Raw genomic sequence first — 15379 nt, 5'->3', positions numbered from 1 at the left:
CTCGTCGGGAACCAGCCGATCCAGGAATGCTTCCATGATCGATCTAACGAGCGATCACCAATCAAGACACGGTCTTATTGGACCCGTGCCGCGCGGCGGCTCCCTCCCCCAACCTGGCTTTGATCCTGAGAACCGATCAGGCTGGGACAGCGTCGGCCCCGAACGTCCCCACGCCCACGACTTCGAGGACGAGCTCCAGCGACGGCTTGGCATCACCCGCCCGTCCAGCCTCAGTATCGACAACATCGCGATCTACGCTCGCGGACGTGCCTGGCGACACCTTCCCAAGGAAAAGGATCAGATGGAGGACGAGAACTCCCAGCTCGAAGCCCAGCCGATTGATCCACCGCAGGCCAGCTTCCCACCATGGATCAACCAATCCTGACAGAGACGCCTGCGCGGGTGTCGATCTTCAGGCCACCCGGTCCGTTCCCACGCATCCGATCCGCCAGGTGATCCACTCTCGTCGCCATGAGAGTGATAGATATATCTTCATATCAAGATATTTATGAGGAGTCGTGGATGCTGCATCACGTCCAGCTGGCCTGCCCACCTGGCAGCGAGCCCGTCCTGCGGGAGTTCTACGCGGGTGTGCTCGGCTTGGCCGAGATTCCCAAGCCTCCCGTCCTCGCCGCCCGTGGCGGCTGCTGGTTCCGTGGCCACGGCATCGAGTTGCACCTCGGCGTTGAGACCGACTTCCGGCCGGCGCGGAAGGCGCACCCTGGCATCCTGGTCCGTGACCTCGACGACTGGGCCCGGCGGCTGGGCGAGGCCGGATACCCCGTTGCCTTCGACGACGACTTTCCTGGGATGCGTCGCTTTTACAGCGAAGACCCCCACGGCAACCGTCTGGAGTTCCTCGAACCGCTCTCCTAAGAACGGACAACCGCCGGCGCCGGAGCCGACCAGGACGACGGAGGTGGCCCGGCACTCATGGCGGCGGAAACAGCGCAGATTCGTTGGGACGCCCAGGCCTCTTGACGTTGCATTTCATCTGCTCCACCGCAGGTCGGCGCTCTGCCATGGATCAGCTTGATTGAGAACCGACAAGTCCTGTCGGTTGCAGATGAAGCTGTCGGTGTCCGCGTGTTGTTGTCGGTGCTCGTGTCGGTGTTCAGGGTCGGTTGTCGGATTCCGCCTTCGATGCCGTCGGACAACACGCGCAACCGCTCGGCGCCGACTGTGCCATCGACTTCGACGTGCTCGATCCACCGTCTGATGTCAGGCTGAATACGTTCGAGTCGATCCTTTGCGCCTTGGAGGTTTTGATGCGTGCAGGCGTCGTGGTCACCGCACACCCCGGTGTGGAGGATCTCGCCGTGCAGGCCGAGGAGTTGGGCCTGCACAGTTTCTGGGTGAACGACACCCCGATGGTCCACGGCGACCCCTTCGTCGCCCTGGGACTGTGTGCGAAGGCCACCAGCCGCATCAGGCTCGGCATCGGCGTGACCTCACCGGCGCTGCGCTCGGCGCCGGCCGCCGCGAGCGGGTTCGCCAGCCTCAACGCCCTGGCGCCGGGCCGGATCATCTGCGGCGTCGGCACCGGGAACACCGCCCGGCGCACGCTGGGCATGCGGCCGACCACGGCGGCCATGGTGGAGAACTTCACCGCCGCACTGCAGGACCTGTGCGCCGGACGCACCATCGAGTACCGGGAAGGTGACCGGGTCCGCGACGTCCGGTTCCTGCACACCGGGGCGCACGTGAACACGGCCGACCCGGTCGAGTTCGTCGCGGCAGCGCTCGGGCCGAAGGCCGCCGCCGTCGCCGGCCGCCGTGGCACCGGCCTGATCTCCTTCGGCCTGCTGGACCCCACCGCCTGGCACGCACTGCACGACGCCCGCCGGCAAGCCGCCCACGGCACACCCCGCGACCCCGGCTCCCGCACGGACTCCTACCTGGTCACCGCGCTGCACATACTCGACGAGGACGAGGACCCCCACGGCGAAGCGGCCCGTGACGCGACCGGCCATATCGTCCTGTCGCTACTGGCCTTCGCCGCCGACACCGCCGGCGACGCGCGCGCCTTCCGAGCAACTCGGCCCCGAGGAACGCGAGGCGGTGCGGCGGCTTCTCGATCGGCGCGGCACCACCGCCACCGCACCCGACCGGCACACCAAGCTCTACCCCAACTACCTCGGACGCATCGCGCCCGAGGATCGGGACCTGATCCTGCCCTCGCTGATGAACACCCTGGCCCTGGTCGGCACCCGCGACGACCTCCGCGCCCGCATCGCCTCCCTGGAACAGGCCGGTATCGACGAGCTGCTCATCCAGCCGGTGATCGACCCACCCACCGAGATGGCCCAGTTCGCGAAACTCCTCACCTGAGCGGAGGTGAAGACCGCTCCGGTACGCCCGACAGCGCTCGTCGCCCTGGCCGAAGCGGTCCATGGGGCCGGCCCGGCCGACGAGAGTGTCTGGGCTGGAGTGGAAGTCGACGCTGGAGCTGGACAAGAAGACCGGCTGGCATCACATCGCCCGAGCCATCGTCGGGTTCGCCAACCGCATGCCCGACATCGCCGCCGCCTACGCCGAGGGCCGGGCCTACCTCGTGGTGGGTATCGAGCCGGGGAATCAGCCGCTTGAAGCTCTGTCAGGCACGTAAGGCAAGGAGGCTGGTCGCGCTGCTGCGGCTGACCCCAGGACCCCCGATCTGGGAGCTCAGTCCCTGGAACTCTTGGTGACCACCTGGGCCGAATACTCGCTGTGTCTGGAACGCGGAGTTGTCCCCTGGGGTGCGCGAGCACGCAGCCGTCTGGCCGCGCACTCGGATGATGCGGGCGACGTCAGTCGAGGGTGTCCCTCATGAGGTCGAGTTAGGCGTGTCCGGCGGCGACATCGTCTGGTCGGCCGAGCGCCGCGAAGCTGCCCAGCAGCTCGCGCAGAGTGGCGAGATGGTGTTGTCAGAAGGCGCCGGGCGCGTAGGGGCATTCGGTTGACGCATGACCACCACGGTTGTGGTCTCTTCCGGTGCGCTGGGATGACGCATCCCAGATACGTCGACTCGGGCGAGACGCGACAGACGATCGCCTGCCACCGCCGAGAAGGCGGTGAGGAGCTGAGCCGCTGGTGAGAGCAGCTTTAGTCGACCTGGCCGCCGAGGCGATCTCGCAGGCCGCCTTGGCACGCCGGGACGCTGTGAGCCTGTGCGTCGAGCTGTCCTGAGCCACGCGCGCACCGCAGATGCTTCACACGGGCGGGCCCGCCTTGACGCGCCGCACCAGTCGTTCCATCGACCCCCGGTAGCTGTGGAGGTGCTCCAGCCACCACGTGGCGCCCGCGTCGGCGTAGGCCCGGACCGACGAGCCTGGCTCGCTCACCCCGATGACCGCCACGTCGAGGTCGCCCGCGTTTGCCCGGTGCCGGCGCAGCTCACTGACCTGGGCGGCCATGGAGTCGGGTGAAAGCGTCATGCGGCCCTCCCGGTCGTCGCCGACGACGATCCAGCCGTCCCAGCGGGCGGCACGCCGAAGGGCACCCGGAGCCGTGCCGCCTACCCACACCGGCACCCGGGGCCGCTGGAGGGGCAGCGGCGCGAGCCGCACCCCGTCGACGGTGTAATGAGCGCCCCGGTGATGCACCTCCTCGCCGGACCAGAGCGAGACCATCACGTCGAGTGCCTCATCGAGCACGACCCCGCCGGGACGCGTTGAGCCGAAGGCGGTGAACTCCTGCCTCACGCCGCCCAGCCCGGCGCCCAGGATCGCGCGACCGCCGCTCAGCCTGTCGAGCGTCGCCACCGTCTGGGCCAGCCTTTCCGGGCGGTGCCGGGCCACGGCCGTCACCGCCGTGCCCAGCCTGATGTGCGAGGTCGCCTGCGCCGCCGCAGCCAGCGTCACCCACGGGTCGGCCGATGGCATGCCCCAGGTGAAGGCCAAGTGGTCCCACACCAGCACGGCGTCCCACCCGGCGGCCTCGGCCTCCCGGGCGAGGGTGACCAGGTGTGCCGGCTCCGCGAGGTCACCGAGGATCGCGACGTCGATGCCGTAACGCATGCCCCCACCCAAGCACCCGGCACCGACAGTTCTGGGGGTGCCGCGATCGCGCGGCGCGGCTCCGACGAGCGGGTGAGCGCCGCCCAAGAGGAAGCGGTAGAGCAGATCCGGCAGACCCGCGAGCAGGCCGACGCTGCTGTCGCCGAGGCCAACCGCGCCGCGTAGGAGGCATGGAGTCAGGCAGCCGCCGTACAACAGCAGGCCGAGCGAGACCCGTAGCGGGCAGGGGCGCGATCGCGATGAGGTACTACAGGCTGACCTGGGTCGTGGCGTAGTCGAGCTGGAGCTGCGGGGTCTGGTCACGCGTCGAGACTCGTGCATACGCCCAGACGGTCATCAGCCGAGCTCCCAGCGGTGTCCAGAAACGTCTGCCCTTCCGGACCCCGTAGCCACCAGCGACAACACCGTCCCAGAAACCTCTGTCCAAAGCCCACCTTCCGACTCAACCGACGTCGTCGCCCCACTTTCGCGCCGGTCGTGGATCTACTCTTTGGCCATGGTCAGTGACGAGCACAAGCGCGTTCTCGACCCTGAGCAGGATGCCGCCGCGCTGAAGGCACTCACGCACCCCTTGCGCATCCGGCTGCTCGGATTGTTGCGACAAGACGGACCTGCCAGCGCGAGCGAACTCGCGGCCAGGACCGGGCAGACATCCGCTTCCACCAGCTACCACCTGCGGGTTCTGGCGAAATATGCGTTCGTCGCCGAGGCCGAGCACCGCGACAGGCGAGAGCGCCGCTGGCAGGCGGTGCACCTGGTGACGTCCTGGAGCAACAAGGCGATGGACGCCGCACCCGAAAGCCGCGCCTTCGTCAGCTTCGCACGCAGGCGCCAGATCGAGCACCTGGAGGCGTCTCTCGTCCAGCATGAGGCCGACATCGCCGGCGGGCGGCTCGGCCAAGAGTGGCTGGAACCATCGGACATATCCGACCTGCTGCTCCGGCTGACCCCCGAGTCTCTCACCGAACTGCGGCAGGTGCTCGATCGGAAAGTGGAGGAACTGACCACCCGAGACGCGGGCGATCCACGCGTCGCGCAGGTCGTCTTCCTCATCGCCGGGCTGCCCCTCGCACCGCACGATCCCGACCTTGATCCGGACGCCTCCGTTCCCGTTTCTACGGGCGAGAACGCATCGTGACCGAGCCGCTGAACATATGCGCCACACGTCGCCGCTATGTCACAGCCTGCGTGCTCTTCTGGCTGCCAGCCGGGCTGACCATCGCGCCCCTGATCCTGCTCTTCACCGAACGTGGCATGTCCCTCGCCGCCATCGCGGGCTTCTTCGCAGCGCACTCTCTCACCGCCGCCGCGCTGGAGCTGCCCACAGGAGGGCTGTCCGACGTCCTCGGACGCCGAACCGTCCTGGCCGCCGCCGGTCTGCTGAACCTGACCGCTTTCATCCTTCTGGGTCTGGGCACCACACCCTGGGTGCTCACCTTCGGTATGACCCTCATGGGAGCGGGCCGAGCCCTGTCCAGCGGGCCGGCCGAGGCCTGGTACGTCGACATCGTCCATGCGCGCTCCGGCCCTGACGCCGACCTGCGCCCCGGTCTGGCCCGAGGGAAGTCCGCAACATCGGCGGCGCTGGCCACCGGCACCCTGCTCGGCGGTGCCGTGCCCTGGCTGCTGGCAACCGGCCCGGACGTGGGTACGCGACTGAGCGAAGCAACCTCCGGCCTGATTCTTCCTCTCTCGGTCCCGCTGCTGTCGGCCGCCGCCATCGAGATCGCCTTCGTGCTGTACGTCAGGACAGCCCTGCGCGAGCCACCCCGGAAGGCGGCCACCCTGCGCGGCGTTCTACAAGGCATCCCTGCCACCATCGCAAGTGGACTGCGCCTGGGCGGACGCGACGCGATGGTCCGCCGTATCCTCCTCAGCGCGGCAGCCGCCGGCAGTGCCCTGGCCGCCATCGAACTGCTCACACCGGGCCGCGCCGCGACCCTGACCGGCGCATCCGAGTCTGGCGCGGTGGTCTTCGCCTCGCTTGCTTGTGCCGGTTTCCTCTGCTCAGGCCTCGGGAGCCACCTCGCACCGCTCATCGCACGCCTGGCAGGCAGCGGCGAGCGCGCGGTCCTGGCAAGCCTTGGGACCAGCACCGGCGGACTGCTACTCCTCGGCGCCACCGCAGCATCCACCGGAGCACCCGCGACAGCCCTCGCGGCCACCGGCTACGGCCTGGTTTACCTCGGACTCGGCTCTGCGGGCCCGAGCGAGAACGACCTCCTGCACCGCCGGGTCACTAGTGCGGGGCGCGCTACCGCCTTATCCGTCCAGTCTCTTGCCCTGCAACTCGTCGGCGCCCTCACTGGCCTATTCGTGGGTGTCCTGCCGCCCGGCCCGATTCCTTGGTTGCTGGGAGGAGCCGTATTGCTGACAGGAGCCCTCCTATGGATCCAGCGCGGCAAACCGACTCCTGCGACCGCCACGACTGTCAACGACGACAGCGCGGCACACCACGGTGTCGCCCTCTTCGAGCGCGGATGCTCCGCCCCGCTTCTGACTGACGGCGGCGCAGAGCTGCATTCCTCCGATCGCAGCTGCCCGAGCAGCGGCCGACAGCGGTCGGTCGTAGCGCCAAAATCCGGTCCGATCCACCAAGCACCGGAGGCCGGTCCACGAGGGACTAACGGGGCTCGCACTCGACGACTCCCGCTCAAGTCGTTGGTCTCGCGATCACCGTTCGTTTGGGGCTCATGACAACGCCTGCGCCGATCCATCCCGCGGTGCTCTGCCGCCGTCTTCCGGTCGTCACTCGGAGGCTAACCCTCCTCGCAGGCCGACCCTGGCGCCAGAGCACCACGGCTGATGCTGCCTCCAGCCTTCCGACGGTCAGTAGCTACTGGCCGTTCCGATCATCCTCACGGGCCTTTTCGGTTGCTCGGGCGAAATCAGTCGGCGGGCTTGCCGAACCAGCGGGAGAGGTGGTCGTCCAGATCCTCCTGATCGTCGCCGATCCAGGCGACGTGGCCGTCGGGACGTAGCAGGACGCACGAAACATCCAGTTCCGCAGTGGGATCCGCGAGGTAATCGACCCGGTCTGACCAGCCGCCGACGGTCAGGCGTTCGGTGCGGTCCAGAAGCAGGCCGCGGCCGCGATGCAGCAGACCGTAGAGGTGGCCCTGTTTCACGTCGATGTCGCGCAGGCGGCGGCCGAGCAGGTCGGGGCCTTCGCCGAAGTCGTAGCGGATGCCGATCGCGGTGATCTTCTCGATCAGATAGTGGTTCACCTCGTCGAAGTCCATCAGTTCGGTGAGCAGCCTGCGTACGGCCTGCGGGCCCGGTTCGGTGGACAGCAGTTCCATCTGGGCGCGGGTGTTGTCCAGCACGTCCTCGGCGACCGGATGACGTTCGGCCTGATAGGTGTCCAGCAGTGCTTCCGGGGCCCAGCCGCGGACCTGTGCGGCCAGTTTCCAGCCGAGGTTGAATGCGTCCTGAACGCCCAGATTGAGGCCCTGTCCGCCGATGGGTGGATGAATGTGTGCCGCATCGCCGGCCAGCAGCACCCGCCCGACCCGATAACGTTCGGCCAGCCGGGTGGCATCCCCGAAGCGGGACAACCAGCGCGGGGAGTGCACGCCGAAATCGGTTCCGGCGATGGCGCGCAACTGTTGTTTGAAATCCTCGAGGGTGGGCGGTTCCGAGCGGTCGCTGACTCCCGCGGCGGGGACCACGACGCTATAGACCCCTTCGCCGAAAGGCCGGAGCCAGAATCGCTGATGGGTTTCGCGGATTTCGGTCATCCTGGCGGCGATCTCCTCCTGCGGTACGCCCACTTCCATCTCGCCCATCAGCGTGTCGGTCCGCGAGGGCTCGCCGGGGAAGCCGACGCCGAGCCGTTTGCGCACCGTACTGCGCCCGCCGTCACAGCCGACGAGATAGCGCGAACGCAGCTGTTCCCCGTCGGCCAGCTCGACGGTCACACCCTCGTCGTCCTGCTCGAAACCGGTGACCGCACAACCGCGCCGGACCTGCGCACCCAGTTCGATCGCATGTTCTGCTAGCAGATGTTCGATGACCGGCTGCGGGACACCCAGCAGATAGGCGTACGCGGAATCCAGGCCCTTGGGCGCGGGCTTGGCGATGGCGGCGAAGAAACCGCCGGCCGGACGCTGTCTTCCATGCTGGAGAATGCGATCCAGCAGTCCGCGCATCGCCATCAGCTCGAGACTGCGAATATGCAGACCGACTATGCGGACGAACGACGCGGGCTCGGTTTCCTTCTCCAGAACGAGTACCCGCACGTCGTGCAGCCGCAGTTCGGCGGCCAGCATCGCACCAGTCGGCCCGCATCCAGCAATGATCACGTCGAACATGAGGGGCACGTGATCGGCGCCGGAGGCCGGCGACCAGAGCCCGGGAACGTCGCGCTCGACGGTGTCGTTCGACGACGGCTCGGCGGTGAACTGAGAGTGCATAGGTGTTGCCTTTCGGGAGTGCCTTGTTGGCGAGGCGCTCCCGGCGACACCTACGTCAATCGCCCGGCCGTGACGGGAAGGGGGAGCACCCACATCGATACAGCGTTCATGGGTCTCACCTCCTCGGGCGGTGTCACGGTCAGCCGCAAGCTACAAGCCCGAGCATCATCCCGTCCAATCCTTTTCCAGCCACGTGATCACGACTCCCAACGGGCCCGTGCGGTCGCAGGGCGAATCCGGCGTGGCGGCCCGGCTGGTCCTGGTCACGGCCGACGGTCTGATCCTGGCTGCCCCCGAGGCGGACCGGATGTCGGTAGGCGCTGCCCTGCTGAGGTTCGCTCGTGGCCACTACGCCAACCGGTCGCAGGCGAGCTTGACGACCAGCGCGATGACGACGCACCGCAAGACGACCCGAATGAATCGACTTCCGCGTTTGAGCGCGAAGTGAACGCCGAGCCGGGCACCCGTGAGGTCGCATGCGGCCATACCGAGCCCGAGCAGCCACAGGACTCTGCCCTGCGCGGCCAACGCGAACGCGAGATCCGCATCCCCGAAACCTGGCCCTGGGCCCCCCAACTCGCCACCTGCATCGAGCTCGGCCTCACCCTCGACCCACCGGCTAGCTCAGCCGTACCGACCCCACACCCCGAAGGAACCCCGACCGGCCCGTGGAACCGGCGCCCGCCCCGCACGACAGCCGGGGAACCGGCGCTCCTCACACCCCGGCAACAGGATCACCAAGGTCCCTCAGAGACCAATCAACCGCCCCGATAGGGCAACCCGTCCACCCCATGAATGATCAAGGTTGGACACCACGTGGCCGATGCTGTTCAGGTTGCGCGGAATTGTTCACTGAGCCGCGGAACCGGGGTTGAGGAACATCGGAACGAAAACCGGCGCTAAGCATCTGTCGGCCCTGGTGGGCGCCTGACGGGACGTCGGGCGCGGGGCGATCTTGAAGTCATCCCACAGATAATGCCCTATTATCTGGGGCGATCGTTGATCGCGACCTGCGGCGACGGTTCCGGGCCGCTACGCGAAGCGGCCCTGTTATCTGTGGCAAGGGGGAAGCGGTGGCCACCGTCGCGCAGCTGCCCGCCGGGAACGCGCTCACCGTCCGCGGCGCCGCGGACGCCTTCCTCGACGTCCTCGGCAACCCGAACACGGTGCGGAACTACGCGATCGGGGTCGGCAAGACCGCCGAACGGGTCGGCGAGAGCCGGCCGCTCGGGCATTTCGCGGACGACGAGATCGGCGAGGCCCTCGAAGCGCTGTGAGGCTCGACGGCGGTGAACACCTGGAACGCCCGCCGGGCGGCGGTGCTGTCCTGGCTCGCCTGGTGCGCCGAGCGCGGCTTCGACGGCCCGGAGGTGCCGGCCTGGGCCAAGCGCTTGACCCCGCCGGACTCCGAGACGCCGGCGCGCTCGAAGATGGCGATCGACCGACTGATCTCCCGCCGCGAGGTGCACCTGCGGGAGAAGTGCTTCTACCGGATGCTGTACGAGACCGTGGCGCGGGCGGAGGAGATCCTGCCGTGAACATCGAGGACCTCGACTTCGCTGGCCGCCGCGCGCTGGTGAAGGCCAAAGGCGCGCAGTCCAAGGCCCGCCGCCGCGGCCAGGCCCGCGAGGATTTCGTACTGGAGCCCGTGTACTGGGGCGCCGGCACCGCCCGGCTGCTGCCGCGGCTACTGAAGAACCGCACCCGCGGCCCGGTGTTCGTCACTCACCGCCGCCCCGGGCCGGGCAAGGTCGTCTCGTCGCGGGACGTGTGCCCGGATTCCGGGCTGGCCCGGCTGTCGTACGGCCAGGCCAGCGCCCTGCTGGACGAGCACACCGCGCTGCACGGGGCGGGCACAGGCTGGGATCTGCACGAGTTCCGGCACTCCGGGCTGACCCACCTCGAGGAGCAGGGGGCGCGCCTGCTGATGTTGATGGCCAAGTCGGGGCACAGAAGGCGGAGAACGTCCGCCGCTACTTCAAGCCGTCGCCGGACGCCATCGCCGAACTCACCAGCCTGCTTGCACCCGGCGACACACGCCGAAGCGGCGGCACGTAACCGAGCCGGCCGACCCGTCGATCCTGATCATCCCGACCGACCCGAAACCACCGAGCCCTGGAGCTGACATGGCTGACATGATCGTGACCGACCCCGTCACCCGCGACGTTCTCGCGACCTTTGAAGGCGTGCGATCCCGGCTGTTCGGGCGCTTAGAGGGCCTGACCGACGCCGAGTATCACTGGGAGCCGGTCAGCGACTGCATCAGCATCCGCCCCGGCGACGACGGTGTCTTCCGCGTCGCCACGCTATTTCCGGAATCGGGTCCGGAGGAACCGGACCCCGTCACGACAATCGCCTGGCGCATCTGGCACATCGGCAACCTCTGCCTGCGCGGCTACGTGATCTACTGCTTCGAGGACGTCCCCGAGCTCGGCGACCGCCACGAGTGGCCGGGCACCGCGAAGGATGGCGTCCAGGCGCTGGCCGAGGACTGGGAGCACTTCATCTCCCGTATCGCAGCCCTCGGCGACAAGCGCCTGCTGGCGCCGATAGGCATGGGCCCCGGCGGTTGGGCCGATGAGACCTATCTGAAGCTCGCGCTGCACGCTCTGAAAGAGGTCACACATCACGGCGGCGAAATCGGCCTGCTGCGCGACCTGTACCTGCGCGAAGGCGTCTGATTTCTGCGACCTGGGCGAGGAAGGCGTTGCCGTCGAAGCCCTTGTCCCATAACGCGAGCATGTCCGGCTTCAGTAGGTGCAGCAGGCGCCTGGCATAGCCGGTCTCGCCTTCGCCGGTGGGGCCGAAGACCGCGCCGATCAGGGCCCGTGTTCCGGTCTCAACGAGCGTCATCAGCTCCACCCAGGGGGTAGCCGCCGTGGCCCGGACTGCCCAGCCAGGCCCGGTTACGAGCGGTGTCGGGGGCCTTGAGCGAGCTGCAGCCGTCGAAGGAGACCGTGCGGTAGGGCCCGAACCGCACTCCGGGAGTTCGGGGCTGAGCCAGCGGCCCACAAAGCGCCTCAAACAAGCTGCGCATCGGCGCACTGCCGACCCTGCGGCGCAGGTCGCGCAGGGCTTTGGCGGTGGGCGTCACGACCGGCAGTGCGCTCAGCGAGGCCGTCAGCTTCTGCCACACCAGCAGGTAGCCGACTTCCGGGAACAGGCACATCGCCAGCAGGAAGTAGACCCCGACACGCGAAGGCGGATCACGCAGCCGGCGCTCGGCGATGCATCTTGCGCGTCTCGTGAAGGACCGCATCTACAAGCTCGAACGGCAGGAGCGCGGTCAGCTCACCCAGATGCCCAGGTGCGAATACCCCCTCATCCGCTGGGCGGGGCGAATGGCCCGTCTCGATAGCGCTGGACACAGCAGACCAGGCAGACTCGGCGATCAACGGAGATCCAGTTCTTCGACGGATGGTTGTGGAAGATCATCTGTCTACTGGATCTCCGTTCCCACGTCCCGGGAACTCACGTGCCTAACGGCGCCACGAGCACCTTAACTACCCGGCCTTGGTGGAAGCCCCCTCCTCCTCCGGAGGACTGCTCGGCGTGCGCCCGGCGAGGTTGGCTCGGATAGCGGTGAATCCTTTCGCGATGTGGTGGCCTCTTATGCGGTGATGGCCACACCGGAAGGAGATGAGTATGGATGACGTTGTGATGTCGGCTGTCCAGCGGGTACTTTCACGACCTCGTTCCGACCGCAAGGGCGTGGACGTGGCTGACGGCTCGTGGGCGAGCGCGCAGCTCGTTGAGGCCGCGCAGGCTGGTGGTCGCGAGTCGATCGCAGCGGTGATCTGTGGTGCCCATTCTCGCGTGGGCTACCCGAGGACCGCGGAGGCACTCGGCTTGAACAACGCCGCGATGGATCCCAGCTACACGGACCCGCAACAGGCTCCGGCACAGCTCGGGCGGCATGACCAGCCCAACCGGCGTCCGCAGGACCCCGAAACCACCAGCGCCTGACCTGAGCCGACCGCATTTCCACAACCCGAGTTCGAAGAGGAGTTCCATCATGCTCACAACCGGATCGCCCGCGCCCGACGTAGTGCTGGAGGACACCGACGGCCGGACCGTCCACCTGTCCGACTACCGGGGCAGTCATGCCGTGCTGATCTATTTCATGCGGTCGACGTCGTGCCCGATCTGCAACAGGCACGTCCAAGATCTCATCCGGTGCCGCGACGAGCTCGCGGCTGACAACGTCCAGGTGTTCGTCGCAGTTCCTGAGGACCGCCAAGAAGCGGCCGCGTGGAAGGCCAAGCGCCAGGTCCCGTTCCCCGTCCTCACAGGGCGGCGCGGCACCCCGCACGAGATGATCGGCCTGAGCAGAAAGGTTTTCGGCTCGATGCAGCAGTCAGGCGACATCCTCATCGATTCCCAGGGCATCATCCGCCATGCTCACGGCGCCACCATGCCCACCAGCAGCTATGACAAGAAAGGGATCATGGCCGCTGTCCAGGGTCTCCGCGCTCACGCATGATCTAGAAGAGAACCTGGACCGGACGCCGAAGCCCTTCGTCAGCAGGCTCTGAGGGCGTTGCCCGCTTCGAATCCTCCCAGGCGCGATGGGGGCGGTTATAGGAGGTCCTCGACTCGCTGGCCTTCGCCAACACCGGTGTTGGTGACGCCGGGGACGGCCGAGCGCTCGGAGGTGAGCACGATCGTGTTGCGCGTGGTGCTCGGTCAGAGCGTTGATCCGCTCGGTGAGCAGCTTGTCGGTGAGCAGGCCGACGCCGTAGGCGCTACGGGACAGGGACAGGCGGGCGCTGGCCAGTTGGATGGCGGCGCGGGCCTCGTCCAGCGAGGCTGCGGCTGCCTCTCGGCTCTCCCTCTCGCGGCCGCCGCGCCCGCGCTCGGCATGCCGGCGCCCGGCGCGGCGGCGATCTTCTCGCCGGCCGTCGGCGGCGCGTTCGATCGCGGCAGGGTCCGGTGGGCGGGCGTCCTGGTCCTCCTGCGCGATCGGCTCCGGCTCCGGGGTGAGCAGCCGGTCGACGCGGTCGCTGTCCAGGGTGGCGGCGTAGGCGGCCAGGGCACGCTGCAGCGCGTCGGCCTCGCCGCGGACCCGGCCGTGACGGGCGCGGTCGGCGTCGGTCTCCAGCAGCTCGCGCGGCAGGTACAGGCGGGCGGTCTCCCGGTCACGGGTCATCGCCGCATGCAGGGTGCGCGGGTCCAAGCCCATCCCGTAGATCAGAGCGTGGTCGGCGGTCAGGCCCTCGGCGGCCGCCATGGTCATCGCCGTGCCGTGCGACGGTCCGCCGCCGGCGATGTAGTCGGGGGTGATCCACTCCCGCACGACGGTCGGCCCGTCGGGCCTGACCTGCCGCCACTCGACCTCTACCCGCCGATCGCGGTGATGTGCCCGCGGTAGCCGTTGAGCACGTTGACGGAGCCGTCGCCGCGGCGGGCGCGGTAGTCGTTCTTCCGGACCCGGACATGGTCGCCGACCGCCAGCGCGATCGTGCGCCCGCCCGGCAGCCGGTAGTGCCGGTCGGGACCCTCCAGCTCGCCGCGCTCGCGGCGCAGCTGACGCGCCACGGCGTTGAGCCGGTCGACGGCCGCGTTCGTCCCGGCCAGCACCAGGACCTGGGCGAGCTCGTCGTGGACAGCCTCGGGCGTGCCTGCGGCGCGGTACGGCTCGCGCGCGCTCAGCCAGTCGGCCAGCAGCTGGGCCATGGTGTCCTCGGCGCCCTGCCCGGCTCGGACACGCTCGCCCTGACCCCACAGGCGTAGCGCCTGCCGCTGCAACTCCCGGTCCTGCGGCCGCTCGCTCTCGCCGCCGGCGCGCCGGATCTCCAGCGCCTTGCGTTCCAGCGGGTCACGCTGACGGCGGTTCTGGTCCGGCGACCTGCCGGTGGATGGCGGCGAAGCCGCCGCCGACTCCGGCGGCGCGCAGCTGCAGCGGGTCGCCGATCGGCACGATCTTGGTGCCGGTCCGCGCCGACTCGGCCAGCAGGGCTGCCATCTGCCGGTCGTCGACCATGGAGGCCTCATCCACCACCAGCACGTCGACCCCGGAAAGGCCGCGGCCACCCTCGATGCGCAGCAGCCAGGTGGCGATGGTCGACGACGGAATGCCGGCCTCGGCCTGCAGGTTGGCGGCGGCCACCGCGGCGGTGGCGGCACCCGCGACGACCATGCCCTGCCCTTCCCACGCGGTGCGGGCGGCCGCCATCATCGTGGTCTTGCCCGATCCGGCCACGCCGATGACGGCGTCGACGCCGTGCCCGGCGCTCAGCAGCCGCTCCAGCACCCGCCGCTGCTCGGCGCTGAAGGTCAGGTCGTGGCTGACCTCGTAGGTGTCGATGGCCAGCCGGGCGACGTCGGGATCGACGACGGCGACCTGCTGGTCGTAGCGCTCGCGCGTGATCTGCAGCAGGGTCCGCTCGGCCTGCAGGATGTCCTCGGAGGTGTAGCGGTCGCTGTTGGACAGATGGCTGGCCCCTGAGGCGGGCAGTCGTACGGCGGGGCCGTACTGCAGGGCCTCGTCGGTGAGCGCCTCGGCCTCGGCCAGGTCCTCGATCCCGTCGGGGCAGGCGTCGATGACGGCCGCGAGCACGTCGGCGCGGGTGACGACCTTGGCGTGCGCGATCAGGCCGTACTCGTCCCGCCAGATCCAGGCGGCGATCTCCGCCGCGCTGGGCCGCTCGGGTAAGACGGCACGGCCGTGACGGCACTGCTCGGCCAGCACCTGGCCGAAGCCGCCCTCGGCGGCGGCGTTGTCGATCTGGCGGTGCCAGTCGGCGCGCAGGTCGACGTCGGCGACGTCGCGCTCGCGGGCTTGGCGGCTTTCTGCTGAGGCGCCCTTCTTGGCCGGGCGAGAGGCGTCGCCGTAGCTCACCCCGACCGCTTCGAGAACGGCCCGTACCTGGCCATCGCGCTTCGAGAACACCACGCGCGTCTGCTAGGGCCTGTACGAGGTTGAGATCATGAGCCTTGAGAGGGTTCGCCTGCGCGATGGGCTCC

At 68.7% G+C, this 15379-nt stretch carries 16 protein-coding genes and 2 pseudogenes; 13 read left to right on the top strand and 5 right to left on the bottom strand.

Translation table 11 applies throughout. The features are described from left to right. The 5 genes and pseudogenes from ACFSKW_RS43640 to ACFSKW_RS43620 all read left to right on the top strand — a co-directional run. A partial coding sequence (locus tag ACFSKW_RS43640) for a hypothetical protein (protein WP_379580371.1) occupies positions 1-385 on the top strand: 385 nt, incomplete at its 5' end. 137 nt (positions 386-522) lie between these two features. Continuing rightward, positions 523-876 carry a VOC family protein gene (locus ACFSKW_RS43635; RefSeq protein WP_379580370.1) on the top strand — a complete coding sequence of 118 codons (354 nt, stop codon included), beginning with the start codon at positions 523-525 and terminating at the stop codon, positions 874-876. Between the two features lie 392 nt (positions 877-1268). Then, a pseudogene (locus tag ACFSKW_RS43630) lies at positions 1269-2069 on the top strand (LLM class flavin-dependent oxidoreductase); the annotation flags it as partial. After that, the gene (locus ACFSKW_RS43625) at positions 2062-2331 is read left to right on the top strand and encodes a hypothetical protein (protein WP_379580374.1); all 270 of its coding nucleotides are present in this window, start codon (positions 2062-2064) and stop codon (positions 2329-2331) included. The pseudogene ACFSKW_RS43630 and the gene ACFSKW_RS43625, both read left to right, overlap by 8 nt. A gap of 85 nt (positions 2332-2416) precedes the next feature. Next, the gene (locus ACFSKW_RS43620; RefSeq protein WP_379580373.1) at positions 2417-2608 is read left to right on the top strand and encodes a hypothetical protein; all 192 of its coding nucleotides are present in this window, start codon (positions 2417-2419) and stop codon (positions 2606-2608) included. A gap of 583 nt (positions 2609-3191) precedes the next feature. Here ACFSKW_RS43620 and ACFSKW_RS43615 read toward each other — a convergent pair. Continuing rightward, positions 3192-3998: an LLM class flavin-dependent oxidoreductase gene (locus ACFSKW_RS43615; protein ID WP_379580369.1), complete on the bottom strand. Its 807-nt coding sequence runs from the start codon at positions 3996-3998 to the stop codon at positions 3192-3194. 496 nt (positions 3999-4494) lie between these two features. Here ACFSKW_RS43615 and ACFSKW_RS43610 point away from each other — a divergent pair, with 496 nt between their 5' ends. Beyond that, on the top strand, positions 4495-5136 hold the full coding sequence (locus ACFSKW_RS43610; protein ID WP_379580368.1) for a helix-turn-helix domain-containing protein: 642 nt from the start codon (positions 4495-4497) through the stop codon (positions 5134-5136). Continuing rightward, complete coding sequence (locus ACFSKW_RS43605; RefSeq protein ID WP_379580367.1) at positions 5133-6695, top strand: MFS transporter; 1563 nt, start codon at positions 5133-5135, stop codon at positions 6693-6695. The genes ACFSKW_RS43610 and ACFSKW_RS43605 overlap by 4 nt, the downstream gene beginning before the upstream one ends. Before the next feature lie 191 nt (positions 6696-6886). On the opposite strand, the gene rox is transcribed toward ACFSKW_RS43605, so the two are convergent. Further along, on the bottom strand, positions 6887-8311 hold the full coding sequence (gene rox / locus ACFSKW_RS43600; RefSeq protein WP_379580372.1) for a rifampin monooxygenase: 1425 nt from the start codon (positions 8309-8311) through the stop codon (positions 6887-6889). Between the two features lie 1175 nt (positions 8312-9486). On the opposite strand from rox, the gene ACFSKW_RS43595 reads away from it, so the two are divergent. The 4 genes from ACFSKW_RS43595 to ACFSKW_RS43580 are packed head-to-tail and all read left to right on the top strand — an operon-like array spanning position 9487 to position 11094. Beyond that, a complete protein-coding gene (locus ACFSKW_RS43595) occupies positions 9487-9690 on the top strand; it encodes a hypothetical protein (RefSeq protein WP_379580366.1) in 204 nt (67 codons plus the stop codon). Between the two features lie 12 nt (positions 9691-9702). Continuing rightward, positions 9703-9951 (top strand): hypothetical protein, encoded by a 249-nt coding sequence (locus ACFSKW_RS43590; RefSeq protein ID WP_379580365.1) that lies wholly within the window; start codon positions 9703-9705, stop codon positions 9949-9951. After that, on the top strand, positions 9948-10538 hold the full coding sequence (locus ACFSKW_RS43585) for a site-specific integrase (RefSeq protein ID WP_379580364.1): 591 nt from the start codon (positions 9948-9950) through the stop codon (positions 10536-10538). The genes ACFSKW_RS43590 and ACFSKW_RS43585 overlap by 4 nt, the downstream gene beginning before the upstream one ends. Position 10539: 1 nt before the next feature. After that, entirely contained in the window at positions 10540-11094 is a 555-nt protein-coding gene (locus tag ACFSKW_RS43580) for a DinB family protein (protein WP_379580363.1), read from the top strand. 4 nt (positions 11095-11098) lie between these two features. Here the strand turns inward: ACFSKW_RS43580 and ACFSKW_RS43575 are convergent. Further along, positions 11099-11781, bottom strand: a pseudogene (locus ACFSKW_RS43575) (transposase domain-containing protein); the annotation flags it as partial. 277 nt (positions 11782-12058) lie between these two features. Here ACFSKW_RS43575 and ACFSKW_RS43570 point away from each other — a divergent pair. Together ACFSKW_RS43570 and ACFSKW_RS43565 are read left to right on the top strand one after the other, a co-directional pair. Next, entirely contained in the window at positions 12059-12379 is a 321-nt protein-coding gene (locus ACFSKW_RS43570) for a hypothetical protein (RefSeq protein WP_379580362.1), read from the top strand. Next, on the top strand, positions 12330-12896 hold the full coding sequence (locus ACFSKW_RS43565) for a peroxiredoxin family protein (protein WP_379580361.1): 567 nt from the start codon (positions 12330-12332) through the stop codon (positions 12894-12896). Before ACFSKW_RS43570 ends, ACFSKW_RS43565 begins: the two co-directional genes overlap by 50 nt. Before the next feature lie 854 nt (positions 12897-13750). Here the strand turns inward: ACFSKW_RS43565 and ACFSKW_RS43560 are convergent. Then, positions 13751-14161 (bottom strand): hypothetical protein, encoded by a 411-nt coding sequence (locus ACFSKW_RS43560; protein WP_379580360.1) that lies wholly within the window; start codon positions 14159-14161, stop codon positions 13751-13753. A gap of 70 nt (positions 14162-14231) precedes the next feature. Then, positions 14232-15308: an AAA family ATPase gene (locus ACFSKW_RS43555; RefSeq protein WP_379580359.1), complete on the bottom strand. Its 1077-nt coding sequence runs from the start codon at positions 15306-15308 to the stop codon at positions 14232-14234. Positions 15309-15379 lie beyond the last annotated feature (71 nt).

The sequence above is a fragment of the Nonomuraea mangrovi genome (genome assembly GCF_042681425.1).
Classification (GTDB): Bacteria; Actinomycetota; Actinomycetes; order Streptosporangiales; family Streptosporangiaceae; genus Nonomuraea; species Nonomuraea mangrovi.
Note: the sequence above shows the minus strand (reverse complement) of the source record. Positions and strands in the feature narration are given on the sequence as shown.